The organism is Enterococcus sp. LJL128 (genome assembly GCF_056924295.1).
Map to the genome: position 1 here is coordinate 40,254 of NZ_JBXPBP010000016.1, position 23,603 is coordinate 63,856.

Here is a 23,603-nt window from a genome sequence, read left to right on the forward strand (position 1 = left end):
TTGAAGCACTGTTTATTCGGTTTTAAGGATGGACAATAATAGCTTGTTGTCCCAAATCCATAATAAGTTATGTTATGCTTTAAAATTTTGAGACAGCCATTGAATCAACATATTGGCCAACTCTCGCTGCTGTTCCTCATTATTGATTTCAGGCGGATTATCACCTTTCTGTTGTCCATAGCTGCCAAAGCCCGCATGGTTTCCGCCCTGTATCACCTGATAAGAGGCGTTCTTCGGCAAATAGACTTTCCCCTCTTCATAATTTTCTTTATTTAAAACACCATCTTCTGTTCCAGTAATTGATAAGACTGGCTTATCTGAATAAGCTAAGCTGCCTTTTTTATCAGGATAGCTTGCCAACAGGAAAACACCTTGAAATCCCTCATCTTCTAAATGATTGTGAGCAAATCGGCTGGCCATCACGCCGCCTAAAGAATGTCCCCCAACAAGATACTTGTCAATTTTTTCTTTTTTAATGAGCTTTTCAGCATCATTCATACCTAATACTGCCAAATTCAGCGGCTGTTTCAGCAGATAGACACTATAGCCAGCAGCAGCAACCTCTTGAGCCCAGATACTATAGCTTTGATTGTCGACAAATGCCCCTTGATAAAAAATAAGTACAGGATTCTCTTCCTTCCCTTTAAAAAAGAGCGTATGGTTATCCTCTTCGGCCGCTACCGACGCTGTGATTGCCTGCTTAGTCGGATGATAGGTATTAATTTTGATGTAAGCGAATCCCGCTCCCCCAATGCTTATAATAAGCAGCAGCAGAAAAACCAGCCGCTTTTTCCATTTTTTACTAGCCATTTCTCGTCCTCTTTCCTGAAAAAATCACATTGTTTTTTCTTATTCTATCAGATACACTGAAAAAAAGAACATAAAACACAGGGAGGAATCAGAAATGTTGGAGTTACCAGAAACATATGCCTTTTCCAGACAGTTAAATGAACTACTGAGGGAGAAAGAGATTCAAACTGTTGCCCTTCAAAGCTCACCTCATAAATTTTCTTTTTTTAGCGAAGACATTGACTATGGGGTATTTCTTCAGCATCAGATTATTAAGAAAGTTTATCCTATAGCAGCTTATATCGTCATTGAATTTGCTGACCAGTCACGCCTTGTCTTTCGAGACGGCATTCGTTTTTACTATGTAGACCAACCAGAAGATTTGCCCCCAAAACATCAGCTGCTGCTTAGTTTTGCCGATGGTAGTTTTTTAGCCTGTTCAACTGCTATGTATGGGGCTATGCTTTATTATGAAGCTGGAGCTGAACCAAATGATCACTACTTTAATGTCTCTGCCAGCTGTCCTGTCCCCTATGATGAAGCCTTTGATTTTGCTTATTTTTGCTCATTGATTCCTGAAACTCCTAAAAAGATGTCTTTAAAAGCCTTTTTAGGCACCGAGCAGCGGATTCCCGGACTTGGAAATGGCTGCATGCAGGATATCTTCTTTCAGGCTGGTTTCCGCCCGCGTAGACTGTTGGCTTCCCTTGACCCAGATCAGCTGGAAAAGCTCTACCAGGTCACGATTCAGACCCTAGAAACAATGAAAGAAAACGGCGGTCGTGATACTGAAAAGGATGTTTATGGAAATTTCGGCGGCTATCAGACAATACTCTCCAAAAATACGTATAAAAAAGGCTGTCAAACATGCGGTACAGATATTATCAAGGAAAACTATCTGGGCGGAACGGTTTACTACTGCCCTAAATGTCAGCAATAGCCGGTTTATAATAGCTGATATCATTTTTCTGGTTTTACTCCTGCAGCACAAGCATTGCTGGAAATAAAAAAAGATATTACGGCTCTATAATATTTCGTGTTGGTGGAAATTCCTAAAGGAAAACTCACTAACACTTTTTTGAGTGTTCAAACACAAAAAAGGAACAACTAACTGATAAAATGAAATCGACTAAAAACCAAATTATCAGAAATGTTGTTCCCTATGGATAAGAATACCAGAAAATTACTTGGACTAACAGATAAACATCTCTCCTTTGGAGAGGAATGGCTTGAATACAGACAGATGAAAGGAGTTCAGGCTCAAGTCATCAAAGCCACACTTACATATAGACCCACACATTGCGAAAGATGTGGCCTAAAAAATCAAGGTCAAATTATCTAATGCTTTTCATTATTCTTTCTCCAATGGGTGACAGAAGGACTAAACAACAAGATTAAAGTAATCAAGCGTATTGCCTATGGTTATCGCAATTTCTATCATTTTCGTTCGCGTATTTATAGTATTCAAGGTCTTATTTTTTTCACAACATGAAAAAGAAAAACAAGCGAATATTTCCGCAGCTCTATAGGCAAATCGGGAATTAGCAGCTGTGTTTCTATTTCCTTACAGCTGCTTTGACTCGATTTAGGAATGGAATTGGTGCTTTTTGCCAAGTCGCTTCCGGACAGCTGCCCAAATCATTCGCGCTGTTTCCCTTTTCTCTAAAAAAGAACTTGAAACAAAATCAGAGGTTTCTCTGTTCTTTTGTTCCAAGCTCTATCGTTTTATTCAGTTTTTTGTCCTACCAACACAATTTGACGTAGAACCCTTTTTACTTATTTCTATTTGACAATGGGCTGATTGCCCAGACTATTCTGTTTTCTGGATAACCATGGCAGTATTTTCACATAGAATATCATGAAAACAACACTGATGATAATCCCTTTTAATAGATTAAATGGAATGATTCCCACGGCAATATAGCTGCTCAACGATCTACCTAAAAATGCTTGTGCCGTTACGCCGTAAAGACTCAGATATAAAGGCGTGATGACAAAGTAATTCGCTACACTCATAAATGCGGTCATCGCAAGAATTCCTGTAGTCAAACCCGAAATTTTATTTCTCAGCTTATGTGAGCCTTTGTTGAAGAAATAGTACATCGGCAATGTAAATAAGGTTGTTGCTAAAAAGCTGGCTAAATCTCCCACCATATTTTGCGGCGATGGTCCTGTTAGAACCAAGTGCAGAATAGAGCGAATCAGTGCTGTAACAAGCCCTGCAAAAGGACCGTATAAAAACATACCTACCATTACAGGAATATCACTAAAATCGACCTTTAAAAAAGGAACTGCCGGCAGTAAAGGAAAGCCGAAAAACTGTAATGCGGCCCCTAGTGCGGCCAAGACTGCTACCCCTACCATTTTTTGTACCTTGCTGTTTCTCATATGAAATCCTCCAGACAAGGATCCATCTTCAAACGAACCATTCAAACTGCTCTTCTTTCATTTGACACTCGACATCTCTGTCGCCCACATCATCTTCGCTGCAGAAAAAAACTCTGTTTTTCTCCACAGGGAAAAAACAGAGTTAGAGCCTCTCATTTGAAAGTAAAGCGATTCAAATAAGCCCTATCTTCTTTATCCAGACTATACTGTCGGTATTGGAATTTCACCAATTCAGCTACTTATCAAATAAGTAGGTCGTGGACTATAACCACCGGTCGGGAATTACACCCTGCCCCTGAAGACGAACCTTTATTAAATTTAGTTACAAGCTCATTATAGCGTATCTGAACAAAAATGCAATAGTTCTGACCTTTGCAAAAACAAGCTTTTGAGTTTTTCAATTATTTTGCTTCATTCAGCAGGCTTGAAATTTCTTTCTTGTTCAGGCTTCGGTATTCTCCCGGGCGCAGTCCCTGCAATGTTAAGCTGCCGAACCGCTCTCTTTTCAGCTTCTGTACCGGATAGCCTACGGCTTGAAGCATGTTCTTAACCTGATGATTTTTTCCTTCGTGAATCGTCAACTCAATGATTCCTGTATTTGTTTTCAAATCAACTGATAAAATTTGGAATTCCGCCGGCGCCGATTTATAACCATCCACTCGAACCCCTTTACGCAACGGCTGTAAATCATGTTTTTTAGGCATCCCTTTAACTTTAGCAACATATACTTTGTTCACCTCATGGCTGGGGTGTGTCAGTTTTTGAGAAAACTCACCGTCATTTGTCAACAGTAACAATCCGGAAGTATCATAGTCAAGACGTCCAACTGGATAGATTCGTTCCTTAACACTTGGAAAAAAATCGGTCACAACTTTTCTATTTTTATCATCAGAAACTGAGGATATAACTCCTTTAGGCTTATAAAACAGGTAGTACACATACTCTTCCTGATAGATTGGGATATCATCAACCTCAATTAAATCATTTCTGCCAACTTTCGTTCCCAGCTCTTTTGTAATTGTTCCATTAACCTTTACTCGTCCCTGTTGAATATATTCCTCTGCTTTACGGCGGGAAGCAATTCCCGCATGAGCAATAACTTTTTGAAGTCTCTCCATTATTCTTCCTCCTCAGATCTCTGATTAGTTTCATTGTTAAGGCTTGATTCAGCGTCCTTATACCGGTCAAAAAAGAGATCCAGCGGCAGCTCTTCGTTAATTTCTTCTTCCATCTGGTGAATATCAGGTAGTTCATCCAATGTTTTCAAACCAAAATAATCCATAAAATAGTCAGTTGTTCCATATAAAATTGCTCTGCCGGGACCATCTACTCGTCCTTTTTCTTCAATCAGCTGTTTAGCAACCAGTTTCTGTATGGAACCGGCTGATTGAACCCCTCTGATTTCATCGACTTCCACTCTGGATATCGGCTGCTTGTAGGCAACGATTGATAAGGTCTCTAACGCTGCCTGAGAAAGATTGTTGGCGATGGGTGACTGGGCATACTTTTTAAGCAGCGGCGCAAAGCTTTTTTTTGTTGAAAGAACAAACTGATTGCCAATTTCCAAAACGTTCAAGGCGGCATGTTCATCCCGCTCATATCTTTCCTTTAAAGCAGAAAGCAGATCATAGGTTTTTGCAGTTGGAAGCTCTAATAAATAAGAAATCTCTTCCAGGCTAATCCCTTCGTCGCCTACGACAAAAAGAATTGCTTCAAGTTGACTCAATGTTGTCACTGTGTTTCCTCCAAATCATCTGTTGTACCCTTTTGTTCATGGTATAAAAGAATTGTCCCATAATTTGTTTCCTGCTCTACTCGGACAAAACGTTTCTTCATCAATTCAAGCAGTGCCATAAAGGTGGTGACGATTTCCTGCTTGGAATATGTTTCAAAAAAAGAATCCAGCTTTACTGGCTTATCATAGTCGAGGCCTCTAACCACCTCAGTAATTTCAGCAATTTTCACTTCAATGGAGACATCCTCACCAGCAATTGTGGATTCGACCGGTTTACGATTTTTGCGCTTCTCCAGCATCGAATGAAAAGCCAGAAAAAGATCAATAGTATTGATTTTATTTGGTTCTAAGAGCGGCTGTTCTTCACGGTAGTCTTCGACATCCATTGGTTCTTTAGTAAAATACAAGCTTCGCTCAGCTTCCTTTTCATGAAGCAAACCAGCCGCATATTTAAATTTTCGATATTCCAAAAGCTGAGCAACCAGTGCTTCCCGGGGGTCTTCTCCTTCAACTTCTTCGTCTTCTACAATTTCCAGCTCCTGCTTTGGAAGCAGCATCTTACTCTTAATAGCCATTAAAGTAGCTGCCATAACTAAATATTCTCCAGCTACTTCTAATTCTAAAGACTGCATCGCGCGAATATATCCCATATATTGTTCCGTTACTGCCGCAATAGGAATATCATAGATATCGATTTCCAGCTTTTTAATCAGATGAAGCAACAGATCCAATGGACCTTCGAATACATCCAGTTTAATATTGATTTCCTGCAATGGACTTCCTGCTTTCTATTCTATAAATCGTATTGCTGTCCTTTTGTTTCCTGCCATTTTGTCAGGTAGGCCGCTGTGGCTTGTGTTCCAAGAATGGCATGTTCATTATAACCAGACTGAAGCTCATCCAACAATTGAAACCCCATGCCTTTTCCTCTAAGCGAAGGATTAATGCTAATATCATGAAGTAGAAGCTGCTCCTCCGTCAACAACTCTACACCGAGCAGTCCTTGAATGTTGCCGCCTTGTTCAAGCATCCAAAAATAAAGACTTAAACGTTCATCCTGTTCATATCTGTCAATTTCATGGAGCAGAGAATGATATTTTTCCAACTTGTCATGAAAGCTAAGCAAACCAATCGCAATTTTTTGATGCTCTTTTCGATAAGGTATTAACATACGTTTCATTTCCTCTCTAAGCTCTTGGAAAGTGTTTCTTGTATACATCGGCCATTCGTTTTTTCGTGATATGGGTGTAAATTTGTGTTGTGGAGATATCGGCATGTCCAAGTAGTTCCTGGACAATCCTCAAATCAGCGCCGTTTTCCAGCAAATGTGTAGCAAAACTGTGCCGCAGTGTATGGGGCGTAATATTTTTTTGAATTCCTGCCTCGCGAACAATCTGCTTCAAATTTTTCCAAATCCCTTGTCTGGACAATGACTTGCCATGATGATTAACAAATAGTTCTGGAACAGACGATGTCGATTTTACGAGCGCCGGGCGTCCTTCGCTCAGATATTTTTCTATCCAGTAAATCGCATGGTCTCCCAAAGGAATGATCCGTTCCTTATCGCCTTTTCCAATTGTCTGCAGCAAACCAATAGTTAAATGCAAATCAGAAATTTTCAGCCCTATTAATTCACTAACACGCAGTCCTGTTGCGTACATCGTTTCTAAAATCGCCCGGTTTCTAAGACCAAGAGGCTTAGTTGTATCTGGCGTCTCAATCAGTAAAGTTACCTCTTCCACTGATAAGATATCCGGCAGCTTCTGTGCTTTTTTAGGCGTATCAATATGTTGCATGGGGTTTTGTTCAGTCAGCTGCTCTTGACGCAGAAATTGATGAAAGCCCCGTAAAGCAGAAATTATTCGGATAATAGATGCGGCTGACTGCGGTTCTTCATAGAGCTCCTGTAAAAATGCCATAATTACATAACGGTCGACATCATTCCACGAAAGAAGCTCTTCACGCTCATTTAAAAAATGAAGGTACTTATCCAAATCACGTGCATAGCTTTTACGTGTATTTACAGATAAGCCCCGTTCAATCTGTAAGAAGTGCAGATATTCTTTTATAGCGTCCTCCATACAGTTCCTCGTTTCCCTGTACCATCATATCAGATATCTTCACATAATGTACAGTTGATTTTAATGCAGTATTCAATCAGGTTCCAGAGCCTTTCTTTTCTTTAGAAAAAGTTTAAACGCATGAGAACAAGTAAAAAAGCAACTCAATGAATATATTTTTCTAAGAAACGACTAACCTCTTGTTTATACTTTTCGGGGTCCTTTGAAAAGGCCTTAGCATGTCCCGCATCCTTGACAACAAACTTTTCTTTTGGTCCCTTAGTTGCTTCGTAAACTTGACCCAGCATATAAAATGGGACAAAATCATCTGCGTCTCCGTGAATAAAGAGCATCGGCAGTTTATTTTTCTTAAGTTGGTCTACAGCACTTGCTTCGCCAAAAAAGTAGCCGGCACGGAGCTTCGTAATACCACTGGTAACATAAATCAGCGGGAATTTCGGCAGATTGAACATTTCTTTCAGTTGATAAGATAGCTCATCTTCGGCAGAAGTATAGCCACAGTCTTCAACGATTGCCTTCACATTCTCAGGCAATTTCTCCCCACTGGTCATCATAACAGTAGCTGCCCCCATACTGATTCCATAGAGCGTGATTTGACTGTCCTCTCCATTTTTTTGGATGATCTGGTTTATCCACTGAACGTAATCTTTTCTTTCCGGCCAGCCAAAGCCAATATAACTGCCTTCGCTCTTTCCATGCCCTCTTGCATCTGGGACTAAAACATTATAACCCCAATCATGATACATCTTTGCAAATTTCCCCATGGTTTCAGCGTTGCCCATATACCCATGAGCAAGCACTGCATTTTTACCGGTTGCTTTATCTGCCGGCAGATAAATAGCCTGAAGTGTCAAACCGTCTTCTGATTCTATTGTCCAATAGGTGCGGTTTTCTTCTGTTTTGAACCAAGTCTCTTCTGGCGATTCAATCACATCTGTTCCAGGTGTTCCTTCACTAAGAAAATCCTTATCTGATGGAACTACAGCATAATTATAAAAATATAAGCCTGCTCCAACTAGAGCAACTATAATAATTATTACGATACCAATCAATATTTTTTTCCACATCCTGTTAACTCCTCTGTTTTTCTTTTCAGCTTTTTAATCACACAAAACAGTCCGTTTTCCCGGGTTCATGTAATCATCAAAAAGCATTTGAATATCTTCATATGTATTCCGCTCTTCGGATAATGAAAGGGAATCAATATCTGACAAACTAAAAAAAGCTGCGTCAGAGGTTTCTAATCCACCCTTTAACTCGCCTGACTGAAATACACAAGCAATAAAAAGCTTGTAAGTATAGGTCAATGAAGGCGGATAGGGATGCTTATGTTTGTCTCTCAATGCAATAAGCCGTTCTGCCTGAACCTTAATCCCCGCTTCTTCCCACGTTTCTTTCTCAGCAATTTCTTTTGGCGAGTAACCGATATCCGCCCAGCCGCCTGGAAGTGCCCAATGCTGGTCGCTTTTCTCTTTGACAAACAACAAACGGTTTTTCTCATCAAAAATCACTGCCCGAACGTCAACCTTTGGGGTTGCATACCCTTGATCAGTTTCCATATAAAGCTGCAGTTGTCGGTCGTCAACCATGGGACTGAGCAGTTGAATCATCTCGGCTGTTATTTTTTGAAGCTCATCATATCTTTCTATATCATATGGATCTTGCGCATAGGCTTTCCCTGTCTGTGCAATCCCCTGAAGTTTAGAAAGTAGTACAGTCAGCTCTTTTTCCATACAATCGCCCCCTTGTTCATTACTATATTTTATCACTTGTTAACAAAAAAACCTATTTTCTGCTGTAGCCTTTTTGAAATAAATGACGATAAAAATAGACTGTATCATTTGTCGAGTTGACAATGACACAGTCCGAAAATCTGAATAAGGGATTGGACAGACGCTGCTTCTTTAATAATCAGCCGAAACAGGCACGCCGTTCATGCATTCGTCCCACCCGCTCACTTTATAAATCAAAGATTATTTTTTATTTTCAATCAGTTTAAAGCTTGACCATGGTTTCAGGAAATCCAGAAGGAACAACTCATCTTCTGAAATACGACCAACCACATTGACACGTCCATCATTTTTCATCGCTTTCAGAGCAATTTGTGTTTCACCTTTGTATTGACCGTAGCCAACGTTATCAATGAGAACATCCCCTTTAACGATGTCTCTAGTATTATGAGCCGGAAACTCTTTGTCTTTGTAATAGATACGGGTCATTGTTGAACGAAGCATGTAATCTGAACGGTCGCCGCGATAGCTGTGCATGTTGTCAAATAGACAAACTCGTTCATTTTCAGTAATATCTGCTTCTGTATCTACTTTAATTGTTGGGAAATCAGCGTTGAATGCTTCTGCCATTGCTTTTAATTCTTCTTCTGAAGCATAAGCATTACCGATTAGTACATCGTCGATTAAGCCAGTCATCACTAGATGCTTCACTTGTGTAGCTAATTCTAAATCTCTATGATCCTCCAATGAACATAACCCGTCAGAAGTCGGCCATGGACCAAAATCAGCCGTTTGAGAATTTACAAACGCCATTGTATTAACATTATATTTTCTAAACTGTTTTGAGCAATACACAAAATGCTCATAACCAAGTCCTGTATAACGATGAGGATAAAAATTATGTGAGCCCAATAGATTATTCGTGTTAGGTGAATAGCTCATGATGTTGTCAATATAGCTTGTACCTGTACTCATATTGATTTCAATTTTAATCCCATAAGGATTTCTGGTCATTTTTGCTTCTTCACTACCGGTAAAACCAATGTCCAAACGAACACCGTAAGCACCCATTTCATGGAAAAATGATAAATCATCATAGGAGATATCCAACTGCTCAAAAAGCGCCGGATTGATATCTACCATCACTTCCATATCAAGACTATTAGCATAATCTACAACCTTCTTAAATTCGGCAAGAACCTTTTCTTTATCATCTTTAATCTGCAGCAAGCTGGTGAAAACCCGTTTGTAGCCATATTTGTGTGCCAAGTCTAAATATACTTTGTCCTTTTCGAAAGTTGAACGCTCCGGATAAATAGAAATTCCTAATTTGCCCATTAATTATGCCTCCTAAAATTTTGACTTTTTAATAATCGTCAATCAAGGTAATTATAACAGAACCAAAAAAAATGGTCTACACCTTTAAAATAGTAAATTTTTATAAATTAGCTGGTAGTCTCAACGATGTTTTGTTATCATAGAAAAGAATGATTAAATCAAAGGGGCGTACTTTTTATATGAAAATGAATAAATTTTTAACTACAGCCATTACACTTACTTCAGCAGTAGTTTTATTAGGAGCATGTGGAGAGAAAAAAGATAGCGGAAGTGCTTCAAGTTCAACTCCCAGCTCTCAAGCTACAACTGAATCTTCCGTAGATTTAAATGCTTTGGAGCTTCCTCAGCTGTCAACAGAGGTTGCCAAAAATGAAGCATTGGTTGAGATGGTTACTTCAGAAGGTGCAATCAAGATTAAGCTTTTCCCTGAAATTGCACCAAAAACTGTTGAGAACTTTCTTACTCATGCGAAGGATGGTTACTACGACGGCGTTACTTTCCACCGTGTCATCAACAATTTCATGATTCAAGGCGGCGATCCTGACGGGACCGGCGGCGGCGGAGAAAGCATCTGGGGTGGCGGTTTTGAGGACGAATTCAGTAACCAACTGTACAATATCCGCGGTGCATTGTCTATGGCAAATGCTGGTCCGGGAACAAATGGCAGCCAATTCTTTATCGTTCAAAATTCAGAAGATATGTCTGACGGGCTTTTAAAAGATGATTATCCAGAAAAAATTATTGATGCATACAAGAACGGCGGAACACCTCATTTAGATGGCGCTCATACTGTTTTTGGTCAAGTAATTGAAGGTATGGATGTTGTTGACAAGATTGCCGAATTAGAAACCGACGGCAATGACAAGCCAGTGAAAGAAGTAAAAATAGAAAAAATCAATATTTTACAAGAAGCTGAATAATTAGCAAAAAAACAGGAACCTTTTGACATTTCTAGTCAAAAAGTTCCTGTTTTTCTATTTAGCTACATTTTTTAGGTTACAGCCAATTTCCCTAAAATTCGAACTAAGTCTTCGTTTTCAAGATAAATCGTCTCAAACAGATTTAGATTTACCGCTACTTCTGAACTATTGTTGTCTACAATAGATAGCTGCTTAAGCAACTTAGCTATTTCTTCAGCGCTCATCCTGCCGGAAGCAATAGAAAGTGCAGCATCATAAATTTGTGATTCCGGTAAACCCATGTGACAGCCATTGACATATAGGTAAAGATACACAGTAAATAAAGCAGTCCGCTTATTTCCATTATAGAAGCAATGATAATTTGTCAGAGACATCCAGACAAATGCTGCTTTTGAAAACAAGTTCGGATAGACCTCTCTATCAAAGACATATTGATCCACAGAGGCGGCAATGCTTTCCAGTCCATGCTCATCTCGTATTCCATACATTGGAGAAACTAAATGCTCTGCCTTTTTTTGGCAAAAATCATTGATTTCCGTAAATAATGCCGCTGTTAGCTTCAAAGTAGTTCCTCCTTTTCTGTATTGTATTATCTTGTTAACAGACAAACGTATTCGTTATAAATACTTTTCGACTGCTTCCTTCAGCAAGCTATTTACAGCTTTATCTGACAGACTGATCGCATCAGAAGCTAGAAGTGTTGCCAGTCCTGCTGCCGTAATCCAGATTTTTTCATAGATTTCAATAATCGTTTCTTTTTCCAACCCTAGATACTTTTGAGCCTGATTCAGCTGCTTTTCAAAAACACTCAGCGTCAGCTGATTCAACAGCTCTCCATACCCGTGATGGTCAATGTAGAGATGCATGAAAAGTTTACTGTCGTTCTTCGCAAGATCAATGACATTCAAACCAAAATCAATAATTGGATCATCTACTGCACAATTAACATAATAGTTCTTTTCCAAACGACTATGCATCATTTTTAGTAAATTAACTTTTAAATCATCCATGTTGCTGAATTCCAGATAAATCGGCTGCGTTGAAATGCCCATCTTATCAGCTACATTTCGAGCAGTGATTCCTGAAAATCCCTCCTTCAGAACAATATTGTACGATGACTTCAATATCTGATCTTTTGTATAGACTTTCTTCCTAACCATGGTTATCCCCTTTCGTAAAGGATTTGGTATATACTCCCCATTCCACTTCACTCTCTATTTTACACTGTTATTTCACTACAGTTTTATCAATAATTGTGAAAATCATTAAAAAACATGATAATTTCACAGAATTATGTTGACCCTTGGTATTAACTATAGGTATATTAACTATATAAATATCTTTTTAGAAAGGAGTTTTAGCGATAAAAAACGACAGTATTACGCTATTACATACAAAAAAAGAGCAATTTTTAGAAAAAAAAAGTGAACGAACTTATACTCTTTTAATTTCCTATTCTATTTTACTGATATTATTTGGCTTGCTTAACGGTCCTCTTTCTCTTTTAGCATTCGGGACTATTAATATTTTGACTTCCCCTAGCCATCTTCTAACAGATTATATTCAGCTGGGCTCTCTTAACAGTGCTTTTTTCAACAGTGGTGTACTTACTTTAGTAAGCGTTCTCTTAGCTAAAAGAGAAAAAGTGCTGATTACCGGACCGGTAATCGCTGCTCTATTTACGGTTTCAGGCTGTTCTTTTTTCGGCAAAAACCTTTATAACTCAATCCCTATTATTTTAGGTGGCTATCTATACTGTAAGCTGACAAAACGCCCTTTTTCTTCCGTAATTGTTGTTAGTCTTTTTGGAAGTGCACTGTCGCCAATTATTAGTTATGTTACCTTCGGTTTAGACCTTCCTCTGGTGATTAGTATTCCCTTGAGCTATCTAATCGGAATTTTTCTTGGTCTTGTCTTGCCGCCGCTGGCTTCTCACGTTTTGATTTTCCATCAAGGCTTTTCACTTTACAACGTGGGCTTCACTTCTGGTTTAATCGCCATGTTGTTCACCAGTACGTTAAAGATGTTTGATAAACAGGTTGAAGTTAAACACCTTGTTTCTACTTCATTTCATAATCAATTACTCTTGTTTTTATTGGTCTTATTTGGTTTAATGTTCAGTATAGGTTTTGGATTGAACCATTTCTCTTTAAATGGATTAAAAACAATTAGTAAAACCTCAGGAAAGCTGATTACGGATTTTATCTCGATTGCCGGGGTTGGTCCAACCATGATGAATATGTCGCTGATGGGCTTTCTTCTTCTCAGCTATTCACTGATTTGTCAGGCGCCTCTGAATGGACCAATTGTCGGCGCCATCCTTTCCGCAGTCGGTTTCAGCGCTTTTGGGAATCATGTATTAAACAGCTTCCCTTTATTAATAGGTATTTTCTTTACTGCTAAGCTCTCAACTACCTTTCAGGTAGATCAGACTGTCGTTGTCATGGCTGGTGTGTTCGGAACAAGTCTAGCTCCTATTGCTGGATATTACGGTCCTGTTTATGGGATGATTGCCGGATTTTTCCATATGGCTCTGGTGACAAATGTCAGTTTTCTCCACGGCGGTCTCAATTTATATAATAATGGATTTTCTACTGGTTTTGTTGCAGCTGTCATGGTACCGCTGCTTGATAATATTTTACAGATCAGAAAGGTGAACAGAAATGCAGGAAAGAGAAAAGGCAAAACGAATCATTGATGAACTTCTCACCTATTTCTTCGCAAATGAAATAGAAGATATTCGAATTGGTCTGGATTTTACTGAAGATGGTTTTTATGTAGAAATGCAAGGAAAAATCGAAGAAGAGCCTGAAGGGGTTCTACAGCTGTTAGAGCTGTTGAATACACCAAGAGACCTTAGTGTTGAATCATATTATGACGAACTTCTGGGGATTACTCATCATGAGGAGGAGGATTATCATCTGTTGGGCTTGATGATTGATGAAGCGGAAATTACATTTGATTCCTCAATCTTTGATATAAAAGTATTCAGAAAAAATTAGAAATGAGCAGACAACTAATCAAAGCTGGGACAAGGGAGATGCTAAAAAGCCCCCTACTTTTGTCCCAGCTTTGTCTTTTTAAGTATCTTATTCATAGCTTGCCCGCGGACCACCAATTAGTTTGGGCCGTGAAGCCAAATAAGTGGTATGTGCTGCACCTATTTCTTTAACGCTTGTTCTGATAGGAATCTGCACATGTCGAACATGCATGCCGATAAAGGTATCACCAATATCAATTCCTCCAACAGCAGTGATTTTTTCAACCATGACAGGACTTTCAAAAAGCCTGTATGCTGCAGTTGCAGCAGCGCCGCCTGCAGCCATAGAAGGAACTACGCTGACAATTTCTAAACCAAGCCTTTTAGCAGCCGCTTGTTCAAGGACCAATGAACGGTTGATGTGCTCACATCCTTGTACAGCTAAAAATACTCCCTTATCTCTTAACACCTCTAAGAGTGTCTGCACGATTGCCTCTCCTATTTCCAAAGTAGAATGCTTGCCGATTTGTTCTCCAATCACTTCGCTGGAGCTGCATCCTAATACAAAAACATCCCCCTCACTTAATGAAAACTGTGCAAAATACTCCTTCATACCTGTCAGCAGCTGCTCTTTATAGCTATCAATCACAAGAATTACTTCCTTTCGACAATTTACTGTAATAAAAAACCAGCAAAACAGTCGCCTGCTTCACTGGTCAAAACCTACTGTCCATCAAGAATATTTAAACGAACCTTTTTAGGTCCATCTGTACGAACACTGTAAACAATTGTTCGAATTGCTTTTGCAACTCTCCCCTGTTTACCAATCACGCGTCCGATATCCTCCTGCGATACAGTTAAGTTATATTCAAAAAAATCGTCTGATTCTTCAATTTCTAAAGAAACAGCTTCAGGCTGACTAACTAACGGACGAACAATCGTTAATACTAACTCTTTTACATCAGTCATGTTTAATCACCTTATTTCTTTTCAAGTTTAGCTTCATGATGTTTCTTCATCACGCCTTCTTTTGAAAGGATATTACGAACAGTATCAGAAGGTTGAGCACCTTTAGACAACCAGTTCAACACTAAATCTTCTTTTAAAACTACTTCCGCAGGATCTTTCAAAGGATTGTAAGTTCCTACAGTTTCGATGAAACGTCCATCACGAGGAGAACGTGAATCAGCTACTACAATACGGTAAAAAGGATTTTTCTTAGAACCCATACGTTTTAAACGAATTTTAACTGCCATTTATAATTACACCTCCATTAACTTAATCACAAATGCTAGTTTACCAGATTTATTCTAGGCTGTAAAGAGTTTTTTCTTGACACCTAATTTTTCTTTACAGTTTTTTTATTCCATGCTATAGTTTTCCTACCTTGGCAGGGGCACCTTGTGTCTTTATAGTGGTTGGAACAGAAGTGCTAAACCTTGAGAACAGAGTAGATATCGTACTAAATAGTATTTATTCACTCTTTCCGGTTGCCTGATGTGGTTAAGTACATCTATATACTTCTTTCCTCCACTTAATTTAAATGGCAGGAGAAGTGAAACATAAGTATGGTATTCCGTTGAATACCGTGTTTTTTTAATTGTCCTTTAAGAGCATCTACTTTAGATAATTCGTTTAAAAGTATCATTTGTTCGCATGTTTGCAACAATTTCTTTTCATATGACAAGTACAGATTTCTTTTCCTTACCCATTTTTAAGCGTTTTATTTGCAATAACTGCTAAATGAGCTTAGGATTAAGAGAGAAGAACCGTTCAGAATGGAGGAAATTAGTTATGACAAAGAAAATTGGATTTTTTGTAGGAAGCTTAAGAAAAGAATCTTATACCCGTAAGGTGGCAAAAGCATTTGCTGAGCTGCTGCCAGAAGGATATGAAGCAGTATTTATCGATTTAGCTCCTTTAGAGCTGTATAATCAAGATTTGGATGATGAAGGTACGCCAACACCAGCCTGGACTACATTTAGAAATCAGGTAAAAGCAGTTGACGCTCTTGCCTTCTTCACCCCTGAGTATAATCGTTCAGTTCCTGCTGTTTTAAAAAATGGTTTAGATGTCGGTTCCCGTCCATATGGACAAAGCGTTTGGGATAAGAAGCCCGGCTTAGTCGTTAGTGTTTCTCCAGGTGCGATTAGTGGATTTGGAGCAAATCATCATTTGAGACAGTCTCTTGTCTTTCTAAATGTACCAACTTTACAGCAGCCTGAAGCCTATATCGGCAACATTGCAAACCTAATTAACGAAGACGGTACAATTGCTGAAGGAACTACTGGCTTTTTACAAGCAATCATGGATAGTTTTATCGCCTTTACTGAAGCAAATTCATAAAAATAAAACCTCTGAGCAAGTTTTTTTGCTTAGAGGTATTTTTTATCTTTAGCAATATCCGATTAATGTTTATTTCTTTGGAATACGTTCGTTTTCCCACTTAAAAATACCGAATACCGGTTGCTTTTGCAAGCAACTTTATTACTACTCAACAGTCTCATCTCCAAATCAGCAGCTGTAACGCTTCATAATCTGCCTCTTTTTATACTAAATAAAAAGCTGCCCATCCTTTACTACCTCGTAGTCAAATACAGATTTCTCAGTCAGCTCAGCTACTCCTGTTAGCCTGTTACCAAATTTTGGATTTCATCATGCCGCCAGCATTCAATCACGTGGTCATTAATAATTCCAACTGCTTGAAGATACGCATAAATAATCGTACTTCCAATAAATTTAAATCCATCCTTTTTCATTGCTGCACTAATTTCATCAGACAGCTCATTCGTAACAACTGGTGGATTCAGTTTACTTCGTTTCATATCTAGTGGCTGATAATCAACAAACCGCCACAAATAATCTGAAAAACTGCCGTGCTCTTTCTGAATTTTCTGAACAATCCCTGCATTATGAATAGCCGCTTCAATTTTTCTGCGGTTTCGAATAATTTCAGGATTTTCCAGCAGTTCAATAATTTTCTTTTCATCATAGACGGCAACTTTATCAATATCAAAAAAATCAAATGCTGTATCGAATGCCTCTGCTTTATTCAATATCGTCTGCCAGCTCAGCCCAGCTTGATTAATATCCAGAACTAGTTTACGAAACAGTAATCTGTCTTCGTAGACAGGAACACCCCATACCTCATCATGATAGTGCTCCATCTTTTCACTAGTTTTTGCCCATTCACATTTTTCCATAGCTTAACTCCTCTCCCTCACTCTTTATTTTTTAGCTAAAAACCATGTAATCATCGGGTTTTTCCAAGTTTTGTAGAACAATTTCCAAAATGTATTCTGAATTTTGAACAAGTTTTGGCAAATTTAAAATTCGAAAAATTGAGAGTGCCTGCTGACACTTTTCCAACCCTTTCTCTTTCGACTCTGTAACCATTTGAAACCAGCCTTTATAAAATAAAAGATGAATGCTATTTGCCGAATCTGAGGTATCTGACAAAATTTTTTCTAATATTTTCAATACTTCTTTACATTCATCGATGTATCGAAAATTGATGAAGGTTGTGAAAACAGAAAACAGGAGACTTGTGCGTAGGTCTCTCATCATCGAAAGACCTGCTTCTTTTTCCATTCGGGAAAGTGCCGTGGGCAACAGCTGGCGAATCGTCTCAACAGGAAAAGCGAACTGAAAGAAACGAAAAATCAACACTTCAAATACTCCCCAATTTTCCACACTATATAGATAACTCACAACTGGACGCGTTTTTATCCTAAAGTTGTCAAAAAGCTTCTGTGCTCCTACTCCTTTCACTTTGTGAAGATTCGCCTGATAGGAGTCTATCAATATTTGACAGAACAATTGCACAAAATTCTGCCAACGGATACTACCGTCCAGTTCACTATAGATTTTTCTCAGCTCAGCAATTCCCTTCTCTCGTTGATATAAGTTATATTTTTCATTTATAATCATAATCCGATTCAAATAAACTAAGTAAGTTCCAGTCATATAATGGGGCAAATCTGTCAACAGTGTAAACAACTTTACCTGAGATTTTGGAGCGCGTAAGTAATAAAATTCTTCAATCGTTACATTGATATTTTCCAATAAACGTTCTAACCGATGAATGCTGATGTTAGAGTTACCCTGCTCAAACTTGCTGATGAATGAGACACTATTTAGCTCATCAGCTACTTTTTTTAAACTTAATCCCCGATCTTTTCTTAATTGCCGAAACAACTCGCCTTCTCGCATATACCTCACCTTTTTTCTACTATAGTGGATTTTTGACTCGATTTAATCATACCTTGTTTATAGTAAACATACAAAATAAATTTAGCCGGCCGCTAAAAATAAACTGAAAAGGCGTATTTTTTTATGAATGAATATCGAAAAAATAAAGGTTATCGGGCACTCATCAATGCTGCTCTGCTCAATGGAATCGGCAATAGCTTATTCAATATTGTTTTTATTATTTATGCCAGCACTACACCATTTAAAGGAATGGCCGTCTCACTTGCTTCAATGGCTTTACTCATCCCCAGTTTGCTAAACATTATTACAGGATATCTGGCTGATCAAACCCGACATAAAACCCGCTGGATGATTATTTCACGAATAGGACAATTCCTACTCTTCATTCTGCTGACAATTGCGATTCGTCTGCCTTCTTCCGTTCCCTTGTTTCTGCTGCTGCTGTTCATCAATATTGTTTCTGACTGTTTAGGAGCCTATGGCGGCGGGCTTCAGCTCCCGCTTTTACGCCGCCTCATTCCTGAAGAGCTTTTAGAAGAAGCTCTTGGCTTTCAAACAGCTACGCAAACGCTCGTACAAATTATTTTTCAAGGCGTTGGTGCTTGGGTTATCATACTGCTTCGTTATGATTTTTCTGCTTTCGGTTTGATAAACGCCGGGACATTTTTACTAGCAGGTGCTGCAATATTTCAGCAAAGAAAATTGTTGAGAGCAGCCGAACCCAATCATCACTCCATTAAAACGCAGGCAAAATCTGGTTTTAAGTCAAACCTATTGGAAACATTACAGCTGATTTATACAAACCGCTTTTTAAAAATCATTGCTCTATTTGCTCTAGCTGTTAATACACTTGGAACATGTATCGATGGTCTGATGAACGTCAGCCTGCTGACTATAGAGCCGATGTGGTTAGGAAATTACGGCAATACATTGGCGATTATCGGCATCACATTATCGGCTGGAATAATTATTGGTTCATTATTTACAAATGACTTCCTTAAATCTGTTTCTACACTGCCGCTAATCTCTGCTACTATGGTGGTTTTGGGAGTTTTGGCGTTGAACTTTCTAATTTTTAAACATTCTTTACTCATGATTGTTTGTCTTTTCATTGTCGGCTATCTAACTGGGAAAATGAATCCAAGAGTATCCGCCTATATGATGCGCCAAATTGACGAAAAGCAACTGGCTGTTACCAGTGGAATTTTTAATACCCTTGTTCTGTTAGGCGGTCCAGTAGGGCAAGCCGTTTTCCTAGGCATTGCCAACACTTTGACACCTGTCTTTAGCTGGCAGATCTATCTGGTTGCTACACTGCTTATTAGTATTTTTGCTTTAATCTATTCTAGGAGAGTTGCTGAGCCGTCTGTTATCACTGTGGATTTAGAAGAAGAGAAATAGATCATTTCCGCTATAAATTGTTACTAAAAAAGATACCTGCATTCATCAAATTGACGAATGCAGGTATCATAACTACTATAAATCTATGGAGCAGCTGCTCCATACACATCCCATCTGAACTCATTGCTTATGAGCTTCAGCAAAAATTTCTGCTGTTTTCATCCTGCCAAAAGATGTTGGCTGCTTGTTGTCCAGCTTTTTATTTTTTCTTTTTCTTCTTTTTCTTTTTGTTCTTTTTCACCATGCGATTCATAGCCATCTTGCCTAGCTTGCCTTTGATTCCACCGCCAAACATCTGATCCATCCCAGGAATATTCATGTTTCCATTGGTCATCTGCTGCATCATTTTCTTGGATTCTTTGAACTGCTTAATCATCTTGTTTACTTCTACGACCGTATTTCCTGAACCTGCAGCAATCCGACGTCTACGGCTAGGGTTCAATAAATCCGGATTTTCCCGTTCTGCGGGCGTCATAGACTGAACCATTGCTTTTTTACGCGCCATATCCTTGGGGTCTACTTGAACATTTTCCAAGCCCGGCATCCCGCTCATTCCTGGAATCATTTTCAGCAGGTCTTCAATCGGCCCCATCCCCATCACCTGATCCATCTGTTCGATGAAGTCATTGAAGTCGAAGCTGTTTTCTTTCATTTTCTGAGCAAGCTCTTCAGCTTTTTTCTCGTCATAATCCTGCTGAGCTTTTTCAATAAGGGTCAGCATATCCCCCATACCTAAAATACGGCTGGACATCCGATCCGGATGGAAAACCTCTAAGTCCGTTAGTTTTTCACCGGAACCAATGAATTTGATTGGCGCACCAGTCACTGCACGGATAGAAAGCGCCGCACCACCACGAGTATCACCATCAAGCTTTGTAATAACTACCCCGGTAATCCCCAGCTGTTGATTAAAGCTGTCAGCAACATTGACTGCATCCTGTCCAGTCATAGCATCCACAACCAGTAAGATTTCATTTGGTTCGGCAATTGCTTTAATCTGTTTCAGCTCATCCATCAGTCCCTCATCAATGTGAAGACGTCCGGCAGTATCGATTAGAACATAGTCATTTTTCTTTTCAGCCGCAAGTGCCATCCCCTGCTTTACAATTTCTACAGGATTCGTATCTGTTCCCATATCAAACACAGGAACATCCAATTGCTGCCCCAGAACCTTCAGCTGATCAATCGCTGCTGGACGGTATACATCGGCAGCAATCATCAACGGACGGGCTTTTTCATTCTTTATCAGCTGATTTGCCAGCTTACCTGCAAATGTCGTTTTACCAGCCCCTTGAAGACCAACCATCATAATTACAGTAGGAATTTTAGGAGACTTATTCAGTTCGGCTGTCTCTGTCCCTAAGGTTGCAGTCAGCTCTTCATCAACTATTTTTACTATCTGCTGAGCTGGAGATAAGCTTTCCAATACTTCCGCTCCAACCGCACGTTCTCTAACCCGCTTTGTAAAGTCTTTAACAACCTGGAGGTTAACATCGGCCTCCAATAATGCCAAGCGGATTTCTCTCATCATTTCTTTTACATCTGCTTCAGATATTTTTCCTTTACGGCGCAGCTTGCTCATCGCTTGCTGTAGACGTTCTGTTAAACTTTCAAATGCCATATTCTCATTCCTCTATTTCTTGAATTTGTTCGATATAATGAATTAATGTCTCATCTTTCGGGTACGTTTCAGTGGAGTAGGTTTTTAGCTTGTCAAGCAGCTCTCCCCTGACAATATAGTCCGAAAACAAGTGGAGTTTCCGTTCATATTCTTCAATAATTTTTTCTGTCCGCTTGATATTGTCATAAACGGCCTGTCTGCTCACTTGATATTCTTCAGCGATTTCGCCAAGAGAAAAATCATCTGCATAATATAATTCCATGTAGTTCATCTGCTTTTCAGTCAGCAATGTGGAGTAAAATTCAAACAGGGCGTTCATACGGTTCGTTTTTTCGATTTCCATGTTTATTCCTCCATCTCAATCCCTTCTAGGTTACCGATTTCATTTCCAATAGTCAAGAGTCTTGGAATGATTTTCAAGGATTTTTTCAAAAGCAGCCAGTAGTTGTTCATAGTACGAGCGGGCATTGGCACAGAAATCAGACATTCGAACCGTTTGAACCACTGAAAACTGCTGACCGTCCTGCTGACAAAGCCCTTCAACGTTCAGCTGAGAAACTTCATTTTTAAACAACTGTTTAAAACTTGTAAGAGTGATTGGAAAAAGCCCCTCTACTTCCTCTTCCTGTAAAACAAATGTCCGAGCAGCCAGCTCCTGACGAACTAAAAAGACATTGGTAAATTCATTATCAATAAAACCGTCCAAGGCAATTTCAACAATAAATACCCCCAGCGATTCTGCCTGCTCAGGCATTATTTTAATCCCTAGCTCTTCTTCTACCTCGCGAAACCCATCTGCAACCTGCTCGGCTGCTAGAAGATGACCTGCAGCAGTGATATCCAGCATTCCGGGAAAATCCTTTTTGGTTCGTGCTCTTTTTTGAAAATAAATAATTAAATCATCAGCTTTTAACTCATAGAACCAACAATGAAAAGTTTCATGCCAAAGCCCTTGCTGATGAATCTGCTCCCGGGTTGCTGTTCCAATATTTTCATATTCAGCATTGAATACTTTTAATACTTCCTTTTCACTCATGCAGCTCTACTTCCTCCAATACTTGTTTCCACTTACTTTCTGGCATTACGTTAATACCGTGCTGTTCAAAATAGGCAACCGCGACACCAACTCCTGCTTTTTTCATTCCAGAAAAACGACCATCATAAATCAGCTGTTTACCACAGGAAGGACTGTTTTCTTTGGTTAAGAGATGAGTGATTTGCTGCTCCTTTAATTTTTTGTACGCTCGTTTTGCACCAGTTTTAAAAGCAGCTGTTACATCTTTGCCACTGATAGTCAGAACACTTGCTTTACCAGTCCAAACATCCCAGCCGTCGCCACCGACTATTTCTGCTGGCTCTCTAGGTATCTCCAAGCCGCCTAGTACTTCCGGACAAATCAAGACAGCTTTTCCAGTCTCAATAAGCGGCTGCAGCTCTGGAATTGTTTTTGCTGTGCCGTCGTAACGACAGCAGCTGCCTCCGAGACAGGCGCTGATTCCAATCATTTTTTTACCCCCAAAACCAATTTTACTATTTATCTGTCATCGCCCTACTATAAATCTAGTCCATTATACCATTTTCTCTATACTGTCTACAAAGTTATTACTAACATAGCCGTTCTCTAAAAAAACTGACAGAAACAGCGACTCATCTGTATAATAATAAATAAGCTATAATACTATCCAAACACTATTAGAAAAGAAAGGGGTAATTAAACTGATTGAAAAAGCCAGGAAACACGATGTGAATGAGGTAGCATTATTATATGATGCACTCAATGATTATCTAGCTGCTCATACTAATTATCCCGGCTGGCAAAAGGCGATTTACCCTACCAGGGAAACAGCAGAACAAGCAGTGGCAGCTAGTAATCTTTTTGTCTTCCGTAAACAAGGCAGAATTATTGGCGCAGTTATTTTGAACCACGAACCAGAAGCTGCCTATTCTCTGGCTGATTGGCAAATCCATTTAGACTACAAGGATATTTTTGTTGTTCGTACTTTCGCTGTCCATCCTGACTTTCTAACTATGGGTATCGGAAAACAGATGATGAGCAGCATTATCAGCTATAGTCGGCAAATGGAGATAAAAGCTCTTCGTTTAGATGTCTATGAAGAAAATATTCCGGCTAAAAATCTTTACAGGGCTTTTGAATTTCAATATATTGCTGCTGTAGATTTGGGTTACAGTGCTTACGGTCTTGATCAGTTTGAACTGTATCAAAAGCTCTTGAGCAATTCTTTTGAATAAATCACGTGTACAATTTTTTCTTCTCCAAAAATAGAAACCTAAGAAGTTGATAGATAAACATCTATTAGTGAAACTGTGCTAAAATAAAGACGCAAGCTGTTACCCAGCAGAAGGCAATTTTCAGCGGTGACTGACGTCACTTTATCCCTAATTATTAA

At 39.1% G+C, this 23,603-nt stretch carries 28 protein-coding genes, 1 pseudogene and 1 riboswitch; of the genes and pseudogenes, 8 read left to right on the forward strand and 21 right to left on the reverse strand.

Annotated elements, in window-relative coordinates; all coding sequences use genetic code 11:
• Positions 1–72 precede the first annotated feature (72 nt).
• A complete protein-coding gene (locus AC1Z3K_RS15430; RefSeq protein WP_426084189.1) occupies positions 73–810 on the reverse strand; it encodes an alpha/beta hydrolase in 738 nt (245 codons plus the stop codon).
• A 94-nt stretch (positions 811–904) separates the two neighbouring features.
• Here AC1Z3K_RS15430 and AC1Z3K_RS15435 point away from each other — a divergent pair, with 94 nt between their 5' ends.
• Positions 905–1,729: a hypothetical protein gene (locus tag AC1Z3K_RS15435; protein WP_461733208.1), complete on the forward strand. Its 825-nt coding sequence runs from the start codon at positions 905–907 to the stop codon at positions 1,727–1,729.
• A 435-nt stretch (positions 1,730–2,164) separates the two neighbouring features.
• A pseudogene (locus AC1Z3K_RS15440) lies at positions 2,165–2,281 on the forward strand (transposase); the annotation flags it as partial.
• Positions 2,282–2,571: 290 nt separating this feature from the next.
• Here AC1Z3K_RS15440 and AC1Z3K_RS15445 read toward each other — a convergent pair.
• From AC1Z3K_RS15445 to AC1Z3K_RS15485, 9 genes are all read right to left on the reverse strand, one after another.
• Positions 2,572–3,177 (reverse strand): ECF transporter S component, encoded by a 606-nt coding sequence (locus tag AC1Z3K_RS15445; RefSeq protein WP_461733209.1) that lies wholly within the window; start codon positions 3,175–3,177, stop codon positions 2,572–2,574.
• Positions 3,178–3,358: 181 nt separating this feature from the next.
• Positions 3,359–3,484, reverse strand: a riboswitch (FMN riboswitch).
• A 94-nt stretch (positions 3,485–3,578) separates the two neighbouring features.
• Complete coding sequence (locus tag AC1Z3K_RS15450) at positions 3,579–4,295, reverse strand: pseudouridine synthase (protein ID WP_461733210.1); 717 nt, start codon at positions 4,293–4,295, stop codon at positions 3,579–3,581.
• Positions 4,295–4,912, reverse strand: coding sequence for an SMC-Scp complex subunit ScpB (gene scpB, locus AC1Z3K_RS15455; protein ID WP_426084193.1), 618 nt, complete (start codon positions 4,910–4,912; stop codon positions 4,295–4,297). Before scpB ends, AC1Z3K_RS15450 begins: the two co-directional genes overlap by 1 nt.
• Positions 4,909–5,685: a segregation/condensation protein A gene (locus AC1Z3K_RS15460; protein ID WP_426084194.1), complete on the reverse strand. Its 777-nt coding sequence runs from the start codon at positions 5,683–5,685 to the stop codon at positions 4,909–4,911. The genes scpB and AC1Z3K_RS15460 overlap by 4 nt, the downstream gene beginning before the upstream one ends.
• A gap of 20 nt (positions 5,686–5,705) precedes the next feature.
• Entirely contained in the window at positions 5,706–6,083 is a 378-nt protein-coding gene (locus AC1Z3K_RS15465; protein ID WP_426084229.1) for a GNAT family N-acetyltransferase, read from the reverse strand.
• Positions 6,084–6,099: 16 nt separating this feature from the next.
• Positions 6,100–6,993: a site-specific tyrosine recombinase XerD gene (xerD, locus tag AC1Z3K_RS15470; protein ID WP_461733211.1), complete on the reverse strand. Its 894-nt coding sequence runs from the start codon at positions 6,991–6,993 to the stop codon at positions 6,100–6,102.
• 143 nt (positions 6,994–7,136) lie between these two features.
• On the reverse strand, positions 7,137–8,060 hold the full coding sequence (locus tag AC1Z3K_RS15475) for an alpha/beta hydrolase (RefSeq protein ID WP_461733212.1): 924 nt from the start codon (positions 8,058–8,060) through the stop codon (positions 7,137–7,139).
• 33 nt (positions 8,061–8,093) lie between these two features.
• Positions 8,094–8,726 (reverse strand): NUDIX hydrolase, encoded by a 633-nt coding sequence (locus tag AC1Z3K_RS15480; protein ID WP_426084197.1) that lies wholly within the window; start codon positions 8,724–8,726, stop codon positions 8,094–8,096.
• Positions 8,727–8,966: 240 nt separating this feature from the next.
• On the reverse strand, positions 8,967–10,061 hold the full coding sequence (locus AC1Z3K_RS15485; protein ID WP_461733213.1) for a DUF871 domain-containing protein: 1,095 nt from the start codon (positions 10,059–10,061) through the stop codon (positions 8,967–8,969).
• 179 nt (positions 10,062–10,240) lie between these two features.
• On the opposite strand from AC1Z3K_RS15485, the gene AC1Z3K_RS15490 reads away from it, so the two are divergent.
• A complete protein-coding gene (locus AC1Z3K_RS15490; RefSeq protein WP_426084199.1) occupies positions 10,241–10,981 on the forward strand; it encodes a peptidylprolyl isomerase in 741 nt (246 codons plus the stop codon).
• Positions 10,982–11,052: 71 nt separating this feature from the next.
• Here the strand turns inward: AC1Z3K_RS15490 and AC1Z3K_RS15495 are convergent, their stop codons facing one another.
• Both AC1Z3K_RS15495 and AC1Z3K_RS15500 read right to left on the reverse strand, forming a co-directional pair.
• The gene (locus tag AC1Z3K_RS15495; RefSeq protein ID WP_461733214.1) at positions 11,053–11,544 is read right to left on the reverse strand and encodes a type II toxin-antitoxin system death-on-curing family toxin; all 492 of its coding nucleotides are present in this window, start codon (positions 11,542–11,544) and stop codon (positions 11,053–11,055) included.
• 54 nt (positions 11,545–11,598) lie between these two features.
• Positions 11,599–12,141 carry a TetR/AcrR family transcriptional regulator gene (locus AC1Z3K_RS15500; RefSeq protein ID WP_461733215.1) on the reverse strand — a complete coding sequence of 181 codons (543 nt, stop codon included), beginning with the start codon at positions 12,139–12,141 and terminating at the stop codon, positions 11,599–11,601.
• Between the two features lie 203 nt (positions 12,142–12,344).
• Between AC1Z3K_RS15500 and AC1Z3K_RS15505 the strand changes: the two genes are divergently transcribed.
• Both AC1Z3K_RS15505 and AC1Z3K_RS15510 read left to right on the forward strand, forming a co-directional pair.
• A complete protein-coding gene (locus tag AC1Z3K_RS15505; protein WP_461733230.1) occupies positions 12,345–13,679 on the forward strand; it encodes a DUF1576 domain-containing protein in 1,335 nt (444 codons plus the stop codon).
• Positions 13,645–13,983 carry a hypothetical protein gene (locus AC1Z3K_RS15510; protein WP_426084202.1) on the forward strand — a complete coding sequence of 113 codons (339 nt, stop codon included), beginning with the start codon at positions 13,645–13,647 and terminating at the stop codon, positions 13,981–13,983. Before AC1Z3K_RS15505 ends, AC1Z3K_RS15510 begins: the two co-directional genes overlap by 35 nt.
• Positions 13,984–14,070: 87 nt before the next feature.
• On the opposite strand, the gene AC1Z3K_RS15515 is transcribed toward AC1Z3K_RS15510, so the two are convergent.
• The 3 genes from AC1Z3K_RS15515 to rpsP all read right to left on the reverse strand — a co-directional run bounded on the left by AC1Z3K_RS15515 (position 14,071) and on the right by rpsP (position 15,217).
• Positions 14,071–14,574 (reverse strand): TIGR01440 family protein, encoded by a 504-nt coding sequence (locus tag AC1Z3K_RS15515; protein WP_426084231.1) that lies wholly within the window; start codon positions 14,572–14,574, stop codon positions 14,071–14,073.
• 110 nt (positions 14,575–14,684) lie between these two features.
• A complete protein-coding gene (locus AC1Z3K_RS15520) occupies positions 14,685–14,930 on the reverse strand; it encodes a KH domain-containing protein (protein ID WP_426084203.1) in 246 nt (81 codons plus the stop codon).
• A gap of 11 nt (positions 14,931–14,941) precedes the next feature.
• Entirely contained in the window at positions 14,942–15,217 is a 276-nt protein-coding gene (gene rpsP / locus AC1Z3K_RS15525; protein WP_426084204.1) for a 30S ribosomal protein S16, read from the reverse strand.
• Between the two features lie 538 nt (positions 15,218–15,755).
• Here rpsP and AC1Z3K_RS15530 point away from each other — a divergent pair.
• Positions 15,756–16,307, forward strand: coding sequence for an NADPH-dependent FMN reductase (locus AC1Z3K_RS15530; protein ID WP_426084205.1), 552 nt, complete (start codon positions 15,756–15,758; stop codon positions 16,305–16,307).
• A gap of 281 nt (positions 16,308–16,588) precedes the next feature.
• Here the strand turns inward: AC1Z3K_RS15530 and AC1Z3K_RS15535 are convergent, their stop codons facing one another.
• Both AC1Z3K_RS15535 and AC1Z3K_RS15540 read right to left on the reverse strand, forming a co-directional pair.
• Positions 16,589–17,164 carry a DNA-3-methyladenine glycosylase I gene (locus AC1Z3K_RS15535; RefSeq protein WP_461733216.1) on the reverse strand — a complete coding sequence of 192 codons (576 nt, stop codon included), beginning with the start codon at positions 17,162–17,164 and terminating at the stop codon, positions 16,589–16,591.
• Between the two features lie 31 nt (positions 17,165–17,195).
• Positions 17,196–18,173, reverse strand: coding sequence for a helix-turn-helix domain-containing protein (locus AC1Z3K_RS15540; RefSeq protein WP_461733217.1), 978 nt, complete (start codon positions 18,171–18,173; stop codon positions 17,196–17,198).
• Positions 18,174–18,296: 123 nt separating this feature from the next.
• Here AC1Z3K_RS15540 and AC1Z3K_RS15545 point away from each other — a divergent pair, with 123 nt between their 5' ends.
• The gene (locus AC1Z3K_RS15545) at positions 18,297–19,574 is read left to right on the forward strand and encodes an MFS transporter (RefSeq protein ID WP_461733218.1); all 1,278 of its coding nucleotides are present in this window, start codon (positions 18,297–18,299) and stop codon (positions 19,572–19,574) included.
• Positions 19,575–19,773: 199 nt separating this feature from the next.
• Here the strand turns inward: AC1Z3K_RS15545 and ffh are convergent, their stop codons facing one another.
• The 4 genes from ffh to AC1Z3K_RS15565 are packed head-to-tail and all read right to left on the reverse strand — an operon-like array spanning position 19,774 to position 22,700.
• Positions 19,774–21,195: a signal recognition particle protein gene (ffh, locus tag AC1Z3K_RS15550; RefSeq protein WP_426084209.1), complete on the reverse strand. Its 1,422-nt coding sequence runs from the start codon at positions 21,193–21,195 to the stop codon at positions 19,774–19,776.
• Positions 21,196–21,199: 4 nt separating this feature from the next.
• The gene (locus AC1Z3K_RS15555; RefSeq protein WP_461733219.1) at positions 21,200–21,538 is read right to left on the reverse strand and encodes a putative DNA-binding protein; all 339 of its coding nucleotides are present in this window, start codon (positions 21,536–21,538) and stop codon (positions 21,200–21,202) included.
• Between the two features lie 39 nt (positions 21,539–21,577).
• A complete protein-coding gene (locus AC1Z3K_RS15560) occupies positions 21,578–22,231 on the reverse strand; it encodes an NUDIX hydrolase (RefSeq protein ID WP_461733220.1) in 654 nt (217 codons plus the stop codon).
• Positions 22,224–22,700 carry a 2-thiouracil desulfurase family protein gene (locus AC1Z3K_RS15565; RefSeq protein WP_461733221.1) on the reverse strand — a complete coding sequence of 159 codons (477 nt, stop codon included), beginning with the start codon at positions 22,698–22,700 and terminating at the stop codon, positions 22,224–22,226. The genes AC1Z3K_RS15560 and AC1Z3K_RS15565 overlap by 8 nt, the downstream gene beginning before the upstream one ends.
• A gap of 238 nt (positions 22,701–22,938) precedes the next feature.
• Here AC1Z3K_RS15565 and AC1Z3K_RS15570 point away from each other — a divergent pair, with 238 nt between their 5' ends.
• Positions 22,939–23,445, forward strand: a complete 507-nt coding sequence (locus AC1Z3K_RS15570; protein WP_461733222.1) for a GNAT family N-acetyltransferase — start codon at positions 22,939–22,941, stop codon at positions 23,443–23,445.
• Positions 23,446–23,603 lie beyond the last annotated feature (158 nt).